Annotated in this window: 14 protein-coding genes and 1 pseudogene; 13 read left to right on the forward strand and 2 right to left on the reverse strand. The window is 66.6% G+C overall.

What is annotated here, in order from left to right; translation table 11 throughout:
* Positions 1-17 precede the first annotated feature (17 nt).
* The 13 genes from AVMA1855_RS12910 (at position 18) to hisD (ending at position 10,100) form a co-directional block, all read left to right on the forward strand.
* Positions 18-836, forward strand: coding sequence for an ABC transporter ATP-binding protein (locus AVMA1855_RS12910; RefSeq protein WP_284426005.1), 819 nt, complete (start codon positions 18-20; stop codon positions 834-836).
* Positions 833-1,615 (forward strand): lipid asymmetry maintenance ABC transporter permease subunit MlaE, encoded by a 783-nt coding sequence (gene mlaE, locus AVMA1855_RS12915; protein WP_284426006.1) that lies wholly within the window; start codon positions 833-835, stop codon positions 1,613-1,615. The genes AVMA1855_RS12910 and mlaE overlap by 4 nt, the downstream gene beginning before the upstream one ends.
* A 37-nt stretch (positions 1,616-1,652) precedes the next feature.
* Complete coding sequence (gene mlaD / locus AVMA1855_RS12920) at positions 1,653-2,156, forward strand: outer membrane lipid asymmetry maintenance protein MlaD (RefSeq protein WP_284396724.1); 504 nt, start codon at positions 1,653-1,655, stop codon at positions 2,154-2,156.
* Positions 2,153-2,917, forward strand: a complete 765-nt coding sequence (locus tag AVMA1855_RS12925; RefSeq protein ID WP_272567588.1) for an MlaA family lipoprotein — start codon at positions 2,153-2,155, stop codon at positions 2,915-2,917. Before mlaD ends, AVMA1855_RS12925 begins: the two co-directional genes overlap by 4 nt.
* 140 nt (positions 2,918-3,057) lie before the next feature.
* Complete coding sequence (locus AVMA1855_RS12930) at positions 3,058-3,702, forward strand: MlaC/ttg2D family ABC transporter substrate-binding protein (RefSeq protein ID WP_284396725.1); 645 nt, start codon at positions 3,058-3,060, stop codon at positions 3,700-3,702.
* 22 nt (positions 3,703-3,724) lie between these two features.
* Positions 3,725-3,994: an STAS domain-containing protein gene (locus tag AVMA1855_RS12935; RefSeq protein WP_284426007.1), complete on the forward strand. Its 270-nt coding sequence runs from the start codon at positions 3,725-3,727 to the stop codon at positions 3,992-3,994.
* A 174-nt stretch (positions 3,995-4,168) separates the two neighbouring features.
* On the forward strand, positions 4,169-5,146 hold the full coding sequence (locus AVMA1855_RS12940; RefSeq protein ID WP_284426008.1) for an ABC transporter ATP-binding protein: 978 nt from the start codon (positions 4,169-4,171) through the stop codon (positions 5,144-5,146).
* Positions 5,143-5,898 (forward strand): ABC transporter permease, encoded by a 756-nt coding sequence (locus AVMA1855_RS12945; protein ID WP_272567593.1) that lies wholly within the window; start codon positions 5,143-5,145, stop codon positions 5,896-5,898. Before AVMA1855_RS12940 ends, AVMA1855_RS12945 begins: the two co-directional genes overlap by 4 nt.
* Before the next feature lie 37 nt (positions 5,899-5,935).
* Positions 5,936-6,178, forward strand: a complete 243-nt coding sequence (locus AVMA1855_RS12950) for a BolA family protein (RefSeq protein ID WP_272567594.1) — start codon at positions 5,936-5,938, stop codon at positions 6,176-6,178.
* 94 nt (positions 6,179-6,272) lie between these two features.
* Complete coding sequence (murA, locus tag AVMA1855_RS12955; protein ID WP_284426009.1) at positions 6,273-7,556, forward strand: UDP-N-acetylglucosamine 1-carboxyvinyltransferase; 1,284 nt, start codon at positions 6,273-6,275, stop codon at positions 7,554-7,556.
* Positions 7,557-7,626: 70 nt separating this feature from the next.
* Positions 7,627-8,271 (forward strand): ATP phosphoribosyltransferase, encoded by a 645-nt coding sequence (gene hisG, locus AVMA1855_RS12960; RefSeq protein ID WP_442867359.1) that lies wholly within the window; start codon positions 7,627-7,629, stop codon positions 8,269-8,271.
* A gap of 116 nt (positions 8,272-8,387) precedes the next feature.
* Entirely contained in the window at positions 8,388-8,741 is a 354-nt protein-coding gene (locus AVMA1855_RS12965) for a hypothetical protein (protein ID WP_284426010.1), read from the forward strand.
* 45 nt (positions 8,742-8,786) lie between these two features.
* Positions 8,787-10,100, forward strand: coding sequence for a histidinol dehydrogenase (gene hisD, locus AVMA1855_RS12970; protein WP_284426011.1), 1,314 nt, complete (start codon positions 8,787-8,789; stop codon positions 10,098-10,100).
* A gap of 182 nt (positions 10,101-10,282) precedes the next feature.
* On the opposite strand, the gene AVMA1855_RS12975 is transcribed toward hisD, so the two are convergent.
* Complete coding sequence (locus tag AVMA1855_RS12975; RefSeq protein ID WP_284410990.1) at positions 10,283-10,684, reverse strand: hypothetical protein; 402 nt, start codon at positions 10,682-10,684, stop codon at positions 10,283-10,285.
* Positions 10,685-10,686: 2 nt separating this feature from the next.
* A pseudogene (locus AVMA1855_RS12980) lies at positions 10,687-11,466 on the reverse strand (zinc dependent phospholipase C family protein); the annotation flags it as partial.
* Positions 11,467-11,606 lie beyond the last annotated feature (140 nt).

An 11,606-nucleotide genomic window follows, 5' to 3' on the forward strand; every position in this document is an offset into this window, starting at 1 on the left:
TTCTTCATCCCCTCTGAATGCCTGAGCACCCATTTCTGGTCGAACTGCGCAACGTGACGTTCTCGTACGGCGAGCGTGACATCCTGCGCGACGTTTCGCTGTCCGTGCCGCGCGGCAAGGTCACGGCGCTCATGGGCGCCTCCGGCGGCGGCAAGACCACGGTGCTGCGCCTCATCGGCGGCCAGCAGCGGGCGCAGCAGGGCGAGGTGCTGGTCGGCGGCCAGGACGTGGGCCGCATGGATGCCGCCACGCTCTACGCCGCGCGGCGCCGCATGGGCATGCTGTTCCAGTTCGGGGCGCTGTTCACCGACATGAGCGTGTTCGAGAACGTGGCCTTTCCGCTGCGCGAGCACACCGACCTGCCCGAGGAACTGATCCGCGACATCGTGCTGATGAAGCTCAATGCCGTGGGCCTGCGCGGCGCGCGCGACCTCATGCCCAGCCAGGTCTCGGGCGGCATGGCCCGGCGCGTGGCGCTGGCCCGGGCGATCGCCCTGGACCCCGAACTCATCATGTACGACGAGCCCTTCGCCGGGCTCGATCCCATTTCCCTCGGCACGGCGGCCCAGCTCATCCGGCAGCTGAACGACGCCATGGGCCTGACGACCCTCATCGTCTCGCACGACGTGGAAGAGACCTTCCGCGTGGCCGACCACGTGATCGTGCTCGGCCCCGGCACCGTGGCCGCGCAGGGCACGCCCGACGAGGTGCGCGCCAGCCGCGACCCGCTGGTGCACCAGTTCGTGCACGCGCTGCCCACCGGCCCCGTGCCGTTCCATTACCCCGGCCCCGACGTGGCGCAGGATTTCGGCCCGACCCCCGGAGGTGCGCGATGAGCTGGTGGCGTCCTTCCGATGTGGGCTTCGCGGTGCGCAGCCACCTGGCCGGCATGGGCCGCGCGGCGCGCCTGTTCGGCCGGCTGGTGGCCCTGATCGGCCCCACGCTGCAGCGCCCGGGGCTGGTGCGCGACCAGATCCATTTCCTGGGCAACTATTCGCTGTCCATCATCGCCGTGTCGGGCCTGTTCGTGGGCTTCGTGCTCGGCCTGCAGGGCTACTACACGTTGCAGCGCTACGGCTCGGCCGAATCGCTGGGCCTTCTGGTGGCGCTGTCGCTGGTGCGCGAGCTGGGCCCGGTGGTCACGGCGCTGCTGTTCGCCGGCCGCGCGGGCACCTCGCTCACGGCCGAGATCGGCCTCATGCGCGCGGGCGAGCAGCTCTCGGCCATGGAGATGATGGCCGTCGATCCGGTGCGCCGCATCCTCGCGCCGCGTTTCTGGGCCGGCGTGTTCACCATGCCGCTGCTGGCCGCGGTGTTCAGCGCGGTGGGCGTGATCGGCGGCTGGATCGTGGGCGTGCTCATGATCGGCGTGGACGGCGGCGCCTTCTGGGGCCAGATGCAGGGCGGCGTGGACGTGTGGAAGGACGTGGGCAACGGGGTGCTCAAGAGCCTCGTGTTCGGCGTCACCGTCACGTTCATCGCGCTGCTGCAGGGCTACCTGGCCAAGCCCACGCCCGAAGGCGTGTCGCGGGCCACCACGCGCACGGTGGTGATGGCGTCGCTCGCCGTGCTGGGGCTGGACTTCGTCCTCACCGCCCTGATGTTCAGTATTTGACGGGGCCGCACGCCCGCAACCCCTAGGAAACACACACATGCAGCATTCCAAGAACGATATCTGGGTCGGCCTGTTCGTCCTGCTGGGCGGCGCGGCGCTGGTCTTTCTGGCCTTGCAGTCCGCCAACCTGCTCAAGTTGAACTTCCAGACCGGCTACCAGGTCACCGCGCTGTTCGACAACATCGGCGGCTTGAAGCCCCAGGCGGCGGTGCGCAGCGCCGGCGTGGTGGTCGGCCGCGTGCAGTCCATCACCTTCGACGACAAGAGCTTCCAGGCCAAGGTGACGCTGGAGCTGCAAAAGCGCTATGCGTTCCCCAAGGACAGCTCGCTCAAGATCCTCACGAGCGGCCTGCTGGGCGACCAGTACATCGGCATCCAGGCCGGTGCCGACGAAGCCAACCTGGCGGAAGGCGACAAGATCTCCTCCACCCAGTCGGCCGTGGTGCTGGAAAACCTGATCGGACAATTTCTCTATGGCAAGGCAGAGGGCGGCGGCAACAGCAGCAGCGCGCCTTCCTCCAGCACAGGTGGCAAAAAATGACGACAACAACGACCATGAAACGGGCCCTGGCCCACGGCAGCGCACTGGCATTGGGCGCGCTCTTCCTGACGGGCTGCGCCAGCGGCCCCGGGGCCAACCCGCGTGACCCGCTGGAGCCCTACAACCGCAGCATGACGAACTTCAACGACAACGTCGATTCGATCATCCTGCGGCCGGTCGCCACGGCCTACCGCGACATCACGCCCGCGCCCGTGCGCACCGGCGTGAGCAACTTCTTCTCCAACCTGGGCGATGCCTGGTCGTTCGTGAATAACCTGCTGCAACTGCGTGGCGAGGGCGCGCTCAACAGCCTGGTGCGCTTCAACGTGAACACGGTGTTCGGCTTAGGCGGCGTGTTCGACGTGGCCAGCGAAATGGGCGTGGACCGCGCCAAGCAGGACTTCGGTCTCACGCTCGGCCACTGGGGCATCCCCACCGGCCCGTACCTCGTGCTGCCGCTGCTGGGCCCGTCCACCGTGCGCGACACGCTGGCGCTGCCGGTCGATGCCAAGGGTGACCTCGTCTCGTACGTGGACCCGGTGTCGGCGCGCAATTCGCTGTATGCCCTGCGCGTGGTGAACATCCGCTCCAACCTGCTGCGCGCCAGCTCGGTGCTGGACACCGCGGCGCTCGACAAGTACAGCTTCACGCGCGATGTGTTCCTACAGGTTCGCAGCCAGGAAGGCGGCGCGCCGGCCACCAGCGGCGAGCAAGAATACGACGACGGCGGCGGCAAGCTGCCCGAAGAGCCGGCGCGCTGAGGGGCCTCGGCCTTTGCGCGGCGCGGTTGCAGTTGCTTGCATCCGTGCACCGGGCCGACGCATCTGGGCGCCCGCCCGACCCGAGAATGAACGAATCGAAGGGACGCCGTCCGGGCGTGCCCGAGGAAGGAACGACACTGATGATGAATCGACGCACCCTGGGCCACGCCGCCCTTTGCACCGCCGCCGTGCTTTGGCTCGGCGCTCCGCTGGCCGCGCTGGCCGCCGAAGAAGCCCCCGATGCGCTGGTCAAGCGCCTGTCGGCCGATGTGCTGGAAACCGTCCGCAACGACAAGAGCATCAAGGCCGGCGACGTGAACAAGATCATGGCGCTGGTCGACAAGACCATCCTGCCGCACGTCAATTTCCGCCGCATGACCGCCGCGGCCGTGGGCCCGGGCTGGCGCCAGGCCACGCCCGAGCAGCAAAAGCGGCTGCAGGACGAGTTCAAGACGCTGCTGGTGCGCACCTATTCCGGCGCATTGAGCCAGGTGAACGACCAGACCATCACCGTCAAGCCCCTGCGCATGGCCGCCGACGACAAGGACGTGCTGGTGCGCACCGAGATCCAGGGCCGCGGCGACCCGATCCAGCTCGACTACCGCCTGGAGAAGACGCCCGGCGACGGTGCCGGCTGGAAGATCTACAACCTGAACGTGCTCGGCGTGTGGCTGGTGGAAACCTACCGCGGCCAGTTCGCGCAGGAGATCAACGCCAAGGGCGTGGACGGCCTGATCGAGTCGCTGGTGGCCCGCAACAAGGCCAACGCGGCCAAGGGCGGCTGACCGTTCGCCGGAGCCGATCGCGATGCTGGTGCTTCCTTCGGAACTGACCCATGCGCAGGCCAATGCGAGCTTGCGCATGCTGCTGCAGGGGCTCAAGGCCCACCGCGACGAGCTGCTGGTGGTGGATGCCAGCGCGCTGACCACGTTCGACTCGTCGGCGCTGGCGGTGCTGCTGGGCTGCCGCCGCGCCGCGCTGCTGGACGGCAAGCGGTTCGAGGTGAAGTCGCTGCCGGACGGGCTGCAAAAGCTCGCCGGCCTGTACGGCGTGGGCGAGCTGCTGCCGGCCGCCTGAGCCCTTCGGGTGCGGCGCCTGCACGGGGCGCCGGCCCGTCCGTTGCTTGGCTGCCGCACTGCCTGGTTCTCGCGCTGCCCCGTGCGGGCGCGAGTCGCCATCCATCGCTGTTTTTCTTTCCCATCGCCTTGCGCGGGCACCGGTTGCCGGCACGCCGTAAAATCACCGGCTCCCATGCCCGCAGTCTCCTTCCAGTCCGTCTCCAAAACCTATTCCACGCCCAAAGGCCCTTTCCAGGCGCTCGACAACGTCAGCCTGGACATCGAGGAGGGCGAGTTCTTCGGCCTGCTCGGGCCGAACGGCGCGGGCAAGACCACCCTCATCAGCATCCTTGCCGGCCTCGCCCGTGCCACCAGCGGCCACGTGCGCGTGCAGGGCAGCGATGTGCAGGCCGATTTCGCCGCCGCCCGCCGCAAGCTGGGCGTGGTGCCGCAGGAGCTGGTGTTCGACCCGTTCTTCAACGTGCGCGAGGCGCTGCGCATCCAGTCCGGCTACTTCGGCGTGAAGAACAACGAGGCCTGGATCGACGAGCTGCTGGAAAACCTGGGCCTGGCCGACAAGGCCGGCTCCAACATGCGCCAGCTCTCGGGCGGCATGAAGCGCCGCGTGCTGGTGGCCCAGGCCCTGGTGCACAAGCCGCCGATCATCGTGCTCGACGAGCCCACGGCGGGCGTGGACGTCGAGCTGCGCCAGACGCTGTGGCACTTCGTCGCCCGCCTGAACAAGGAAGGCCACACGGTGCTGCTCACCACCCATTACCTGGAAGAGGCCGAGGCGCTGTGCAACCGCATCGCCATGCTCAAGCGCGGCCGCATGGTGGCACTGTCCACCACCTCCGACCTGCTGCACGGGGCCTCGACCAACGTGATGCGCTTCAAGACCGATGACGCGCTGCCGCCCGCCCTGGCGGCCGTCGCCCGGGTGACCGGCCGCGTGGTGCAGCTGCCCGCGCAGGACGCGCAGGACATCGAGCGCCACCTGGCCGTGCTGCGCGCCGCGGGCGTGGCGGTGCACGACGTGGAGATCCGCAAGGCCGATCTGGAGGACGTGTTCCTCAACGTGATGGCGCAAAGCAGCTACCCCGACCCGGCGCGCGAGCCCGCGCCGCCCGAAGGACCCGAGGCCACGGCCGAAGGCGGGGTGCGCCTATGACCGGCTGGCAGACCCTGTTCTACAAAGAGGTGCTGCGTTTCTGGAAGGTGAGCTTCCAGACCGTGGCCGCGCCCGTGCTCACGGCCGTGCTGTACCTGCTGATCTTCGGCCACGTGCTGGAAGACCACGTGAAGGTGTACGACCGCATCAGCTACACCGCCTTCCTGATTCCCGGCCTGGTGATGATGAGCATCCTGCAGAACGCCTTCGCCAACAGCTCCTCCAGCCTGGTGCAGAGCAAGATCATGGGCAGCCTGGTGTTCGTGCTGCTCACGCCGCTGTCGCACTGGGCCTGGTTCGTGGCCTACGTGGGCTCGTCCATCGTGCGTGGGCTGGTCGTGGGGCTGGGCGTGTTCGTGGTAACGCTCGCGTTCGCACGGCCCGATTTCGCCGCGCCGCTGTGGATCCTGGCGTTCGCCCTGCTGGGCGCGGCGCTGCTGTCCACGCTGGGGCTGATCGCCGGGCTGTGGGCCGACAAGTTCGACCAGATGGCGGCGTTCCAGAACTTCGTGATCGTGCCCATGACGTTCCTGTCGGGCGTGTTCTATTCCATCCAGTCGCTGCCGCCGTTCTGGCAGACGGTGAGCCACCTGAACCCGTTCTTCTACATGATCGACGGCTTTCGCTACGGCTTCTTCGGCCAGAGCGACACGTCGCCGTGGCTGAGCCTGGGCATCGTGGGCATCGCCTGGCTGCTGGTCAGCGCGCTGGCGGTGCACCTGCTGCGCACCGGCTACAAGATTCGCAATTGACGACGCGACGACGCACCCACGACCCCCGAGCCCATCCATGACCGCCGACCAACTCAAAGACCTCATCGCCGCCGGCCTGCCTTGCGAGCACCTCGCGCTGGAAGGCGACGGACGGCACTGGTACGCCACCATCGTCTCGGCCGAGTTCGAGGGCAAGCGTGCCATCCAGCGCCACCAGCGCGTCTATGCCACGCTGGGCACCCGCATGCAGACCGACGAGGTGCATGCGCTGTCCATGAAGACCTTCACGCCCGCCGAGTGGGCCGCGCAGGGCGCCTGACGGCCTGCGGGCGGATGCTCACTTTTTGATAGCTATATGCCCTAGTTTTGATTGCGCTGGCGGCACTTTTGACTGATACACCGGGCTCGATGCCATGGACAAACTCCTGATTCGCGGCGGCCGCGCGCTGCATGGCGAGGTGCTGGTTTCCGGCGCCAAGAACGCCGCCCTGCCCGAGCTGTGCGCGGCGCTGCTCACGGCCGAGCCCGTCACGCTGCTGAACGTGCCCCAGCTGCAGGACGTGGCGACCATGCTCAAGCTCATCCGCAACATGGGCGTGGCGGCCGAGCGCTCGCCGGACGGCACGGTGCGCATCGATGCGGGCGCGCTCTCCACGCCCGAGGCGCCCTACGAGCTGGTCAAGACCATGCGCGCCTCGGTGCTGGCCCTGGGGCCGCTGCTGGCGCGCTTCGGCGAGGCGACCGTGTCGCTGCCGGGCGGCTGCGCCATCGGCTCGCGCCCGGTGGACCAGCACATCAAGGGCCTGACCGCCATGGGCGCGGAGATCCTGGTGGAGCACGGCTACATGATCGCCAGGCTGCCGGCGGGCGCCACGCGCCTGAAGGGCGCGCGCATCACCACCGACATGGTCACCGTCACCGGCACCGAGAACTTCCTCATGGCCGCCACGCTGGCCGAGGGCGAGACGGTGCTGGAGAACGCCGCGCAGGAGCCCGAGATTTCCGACCTGGCCGAGATGCTGATCGCCATGGGCGCCCGGATCGAAGGCCACGGCACCAGCCGCATCCGCATCCAGGGCGTGGAGCGCCTGCACGGCGCCACGCACCGCGTGGTGGCCGACCGCATCGAGGCCGGCACCTTCCTGTGCGCCGTGGCGGCCACGGGCGGCGAGGCCTTGCTGCGCCACGGCCGCGCCGACCACCTGGACGCCGTGATCGAGAAGCTGCGCGAAGCCGGCGTGCAGGTGCAGGCCGAGCCGGACGGCATCCGCGTCAAGAGCCCGGGCGCCGCGCAATTGCGCGCGCAGGGCTTTCGCACCACCGAGTACCCCGGCTTTCCCACCGACATGCAGGCGCAGTTCATGGCGCTGAACGTGGTGGCGCAGGGCACGTCCACGGTCACCGAGACCATCTTCGAAAACCGCTTCATGCACGTGGACGAACTCGCGCGCCTGGGTGCCAGGATCCAGACCGACGGCAAGGTCGCGGTGATCGAGGGCCTGGGCAGCACGGCCGCGCGCCTGTCCGGCGCCACGGTGATGGCCACCGACCTGCGCGCCTCGGCCAGCCTCGTCATCGCCGGCCTGGTGGCGGACGGCGCGACCGTGGTGGACCGCATCTACCACCTGGACCGCGGCTACGACTGCATGGAAGCCAAGCTGCGCGGCCTCGGGGCCGACATCGAAAGGGCGGTGTGAGCCGCCTTCGCCGCCCCCCGGTTCCCTGGCGCGCGGCGGCCGGGTTCCTTTTTTCTTCACCCCTATGACCATGATCACTCTTGCCCTGTCCAAGGGCCGCATCTTCGACGAAGCCCTGCCCATGCTGGCCGCCGCCGGCATCGCGGTGCTGGACGACCCCGAGAAGTCGCGCAAGCTCATCCTGACCACCAACCAGCCCGACGTGCGCGTGGTGCTGGTGCGCGCCTCCGATGTGCCGACCTACGTGCAGTACGGCGGCGCCGACCTGGGCGTAACGGGCAAGGACACGCTCATCGAGCACGGCGGCCAGGGGCTGTACCAGCCGCTGGATCTGCAGATCGCCAAGTGCCGGGTGAGCGTGGCGGTGCGGGACGACTTCGACTACGTCCGCGCGGTGCAGCAGGGCTCGCGCCTGCGGGTGGCGACCAAGTACACCGCCATCGCGCGCGATTTCTTCGCGACCAAGGGCGTGCACGTGGACATGATCAAGCTCTACGGCAGCATGGAACTGGCGCCGCTCACGGGGCTGGCCGATGCCATCGTCGATCTGGTGTCCACGGGCAACACGCTGCGGGCCAATCACCTGGTGGAGGTGGAGCGGATCATGGACATCAGCTCGCACCTGGTGGTGAACCAGGCGGCGCTCAAGCTCAAGCAGGCGCCACTGCGCCGCATCATCGACGCGTTCGCGTCGGTCATCCCCGCTGGCGGCTGACGTTGCGCGGGCGCCTCAGATCGCAGCCCACGCCGGCCAGGACACGGCAGAATCCGGGCTGTGTCGGGAAAATTGTTTCTCGATGCATCTTGTGTTGCAAAAATCTGAGGTGTTCCATGTTCAAGAAAATCCTGGTGCTGGGCTGTCTGGCGCTGAGCGGCACCTCCTTCGCCGCCGATGCCGACTTCACGCTGGTCAATCGCACCGGCTATGCGCTCAACGAGGTCTATATTTCGCCCACCAAGATGGACAAATGGGGCAGTGACCGTCTGGGCCGCAACCAGCTGGTGAACGGCGCCTCGCGCAAGTTCAAGTTCGGCGACACCAAGCACTGCATCCAGGACATCAAGGTCGTGTTCACCGACGACGCCTCGGAAGTCGAGTGGGAGGGGCTCAACCTCTGCGAACTCGACAAGATCACGCTCAAGTACAACCGCAAGACGGGCGACGTGTCGGCAGAGACCGAATGAGCCCGGCGGCCCCTTCTTCCCCTTTGCGATAGAGATAGAAAAGCCATGAAAGCCACGCCTGTTCGTTTGCGTACCGATAGCGCCGATTTCGAGGCCGCGTTCCGGGACCGCCTGCATTGGTCCGCCGAGACCGATGCCGCCATCGAGCAGCGCGTGGCCGACATCCTGGCAGACGTGCAGGCCCGCGGCGACGCGGCCGTGCTGGAATACACGCGCCGCTTCGACGGCCTGCAGGCCGATTCCATGGCCGGGCTGGAGCTGTCGCAGGACGAGCTGAAGGCCGCCTTCGAGGCCATTCCCACCGCGCAGCGCGAGGCCCTGGAGGCCGCCGCTGCCCGCGTTCGCCGCTACCACGAGGCGCAGCGCAAGGCCAGCGGCGAAAGCTGGAGCTACCGCGACGAGGACGGCACGCTGCTGGGCCAGAAGGTCACGCCGCTCGACCGCGTGGGCATCTACGTGCCCGGTGGCAAGGCCGCATACCCCTCGAGCGTGCTGATGAACGCCATTCCCGCGCACGTGGCGGGCGTGGGCGAGATCATCATGGTGGTGCCCACCCCGCAGGGCGCGCGCAATCCGCTGGTGCTGGCCGCCGCCCACGTGGCCGGCGTGACGCGTGCCTTCACCTTGGGGGGCGCGCAGGCCGTGGCCGCACTGGCCTACGGCACGGCCACGGTTCCGAAGGTGGACAAGATCACCGGCCCCGGCAATGCCTATGTGGCGAGCGCCAAGAAGCGCGTGTTCGGCACCGTGGGCATCGACATGATCGCCGGCCCGAGCGAAATCCTGGTGCTGGCCGACGGCTCCACGCCGCCCGACTGGGTGGCCATGGACCTGTTCAGCCAGGCCGAGCACGATGAACTCGCGCAGTCCATCCTGCTGAGCCCCGACGCCGCCTACATCGACGCGGTGCAGGCCGCCATCGACCGGCTGCTGCCCACCATGCCCCGCGCCGAAATCATCGCCAAGAGCCTCACCGGCCGCGGCGCGCTGATCCTCACCCGCGACATGGAAGAGGCCTGCGCCATCAGCAACCGCATCGCGCCCGAGCACCTGGAGGTCTCGAGCCGCGAGCCCCACCGCTGGGAGCCGCTGCTGCGGCACGCCGGGGCGATCTTTCTCGGGGCCTACACCAGCGAATCGCTGGGCGACTACTGCGCCGGCCCCAACCACGTGCTGCCCACCAGCGGCACGGCCCGCTTCTCGTCGCCGCTGGGCGTGTACGACTTCCAAAAGCGCAGCAGCCTCATCGAGGTGAGCGAGGCCGGTGCGCAGACGCTGGGCAAGATCGCCGCCGAGCTGGCCTATGGTGAGGGCCTGCAGGCCCACGCGCGGGCGGCCGAAATGCGCATCAAGCCCTGACGATGCTCATCCCGCGCGGCCTGCGCGCCTTCGTCGCTCACCCGCAGCGTGGCGGGACCGGGCAGGTCCAGGGCTCTTAGACTGGTGAACACGACTGGTCCACAAAGCGAGAACAGATGATGTGTCCGGGAAACTGGAAGAAGCCCAGAGCTTTTTGAAGGACGTCTGGAATGGACAGTGGCTCATGGACAGGCATCAGGACTCATAGAGAACATGCACGCCCTGCCCGGTGCATCACGCCAGTGATGTTGGTCCATCTGAGGCGTGCATGACAGGTCTTCAAGCAGACTCGTGCCTCGGTCGTGGGTGCACATCAGCACCACAACGCCTTTGTCACCTCGCCGCAAAAGGATGTCGTTGGCTCCCAACTCAGGCTTGAGCATTGGATTTTCCTCAAAAGCCTTGTCAATGACCGCGCGGTCACTGACATCCTTTGCCCCAGTACCGTACAAAATCTCCGCTTCTACATTGGCTGTGAGCTTAGTCAGTGCAGAGGCCGCACTGTTCATCTTCGGCTCTTGGTTGTTCGAGCACGCCATTAGAGCGCAGCACAGAAGAACAATCCCCAGTTTTTCGGGCACCATGCTCAGTTACTCCAGAAGACGTACTTGCCAGTCGTTACCGACCGGCCGGTGTCCAGATTCCAGTCTTCAAGCGCCGCAAGAGACGCGGTGTCGTTCCTGCTCAAAGCGCTCTCTAGCCCCAGCCAGACCTTAAGGATGTTGGAGATGGCTTTATCAAACAGGACGTAGTAATCCATCGCTCCTTCGGGAGTCATGATGTCCTTGACGTACATGGTCGACACTTGGTCGAGCTTCGGATAAACAAGACCACTATTGGCCGCGACGTGCCGAGCAAACGGGAATAGCTCTGTTGCACCTTTGACCGCTTTTAGTACCGTGCAAAAACCTGCATGCCAGTGGTCAGGTTTGGGCTCTGGAGCACCCTTGTTACCCGTTGAGGGATAGCTCTCGCTCAACATCTGTAGCCAAAGAGCCTTGATGGTCTTGTCAAGCTCCAGTGCACTTCCCTTTTCTCCGCAACTCGCAATCCCGGTGTTTAGATGCTGCGTAAGGCCGACATCGCCCACATTCAATTTAGGGAAGATGAAGGCGTCCTGATGCATCTCACACTTGCGGTGGGCTGCCTTATTCTGCTCATACGGTCCAACAATCTTCTCAACGATTGGATGAATCGTCATGTCGGCCGTCATGTGGCAAGCGACGCCGAGAAACCAAGCAAGCGCCTTCTCTCGCTCTGCTCCTGCCAGCTTTTGCACTCCAGCGACACCTGAGCGGAGAAACGCCGCAGTATTTTTGTAATGCATCTGGTCAGCCCAGAACTCTTGGCCAAGCCCGAGATATGGGTAATCTGGGCTGAGTGGGCTTCCCCCGGTTTCCCGGACGGTTTGCCTAGCCCATTAAGCGCTGCCGCTCTTCGAATTGAACCGGGCTGAGGTAGTCCAATTTGGAGTGTTTTCTGAACGGGTTGTAGAACCGCTCGATA

Origin of the sequence: Acidovorax sp. SUPP1855 (assembly GCF_030158955.1) — a bacterium.
Classification (GTDB): domain Bacteria; phylum Pseudomonadota; class Gammaproteobacteria; order Burkholderiales; family Burkholderiaceae_C; genus Paracidovorax.

What these genes read in the sequence shown, in the direction of transcription:
- AVMA1855_RS12910 (WP_284426005.1), top strand. Translation starts at nt 18, where the DNA reads ATGCCTGAGCACCCATTTCTGGTCGAACTGCGCAACGTGACGTTCTCG.
- mlaE (WP_284426006.1), top strand. Translation starts at nt 833, where the DNA reads ATGAGCTGGTGGCGTCCTTCCGATGTGGGCTTCGCGGTGCGCAGCCAC.
- mlaD (WP_284396724.1), top strand. Translation starts at nt 1,653, where the DNA reads ATGCAGCATTCCAAGAACGATATCTGGGTCGGCCTGTTCGTCCTGCTG.
- AVMA1855_RS12925 (WP_272567588.1), top strand. Translation starts at nt 2,153, where the DNA reads ATGACGACAACAACGACCATGAAACGGGCCCTGGCCCACGGCAGCGCA.
- AVMA1855_RS12930 (WP_284396725.1), top strand. Translation starts at nt 3,058, where the DNA reads ATGATGAATCGACGCACCCTGGGCCACGCCGCCCTTTGCACCGCCGCC.
- AVMA1855_RS12935 (WP_284426007.1), top strand. Translation starts at nt 3,725, where the DNA reads ATGCTGGTGCTTCCTTCGGAACTGACCCATGCGCAGGCCAATGCGAGC.
- AVMA1855_RS12940 (WP_284426008.1), top strand. Translation starts at nt 4,169, where the DNA reads ATGCCCGCAGTCTCCTTCCAGTCCGTCTCCAAAACCTATTCCACGCCC.
- AVMA1855_RS12945 (WP_272567593.1), top strand. Translation starts at nt 5,143, where the DNA reads ATGACCGGCTGGCAGACCCTGTTCTACAAAGAGGTGCTGCGTTTCTGG.
- AVMA1855_RS12950 (WP_272567594.1), top strand. Translation starts at nt 5,936, where the DNA reads ATGACCGCCGACCAACTCAAAGACCTCATCGCCGCCGGCCTGCCTTGC.
- murA (WP_284426009.1), top strand. Translation starts at nt 6,273, where the DNA reads ATGGACAAACTCCTGATTCGCGGCGGCCGCGCGCTGCATGGCGAGGTG.
- hisG (WP_442867359.1), top strand. Translation starts at nt 7,627, where the DNA reads ATGATCACTCTTGCCCTGTCCAAGGGCCGCATCTTCGACGAAGCCCTG.
- AVMA1855_RS12965 (WP_284426010.1), top strand. Translation starts at nt 8,388, where the DNA reads ATGTTCAAGAAAATCCTGGTGCTGGGCTGTCTGGCGCTGAGCGGCACC.
- hisD (WP_284426011.1), top strand. Translation starts at nt 8,787, where the DNA reads ATGAAAGCCACGCCTGTTCGTTTGCGTACCGATAGCGCCGATTTCGAG.
- AVMA1855_RS12975 (WP_284410990.1), bottom strand. Translation starts at nt 10,684, where the DNA reads ATGGTGCCCGAAAAACTGGGGATTGTTCTTCTGTGCTGCGCTCTAATG.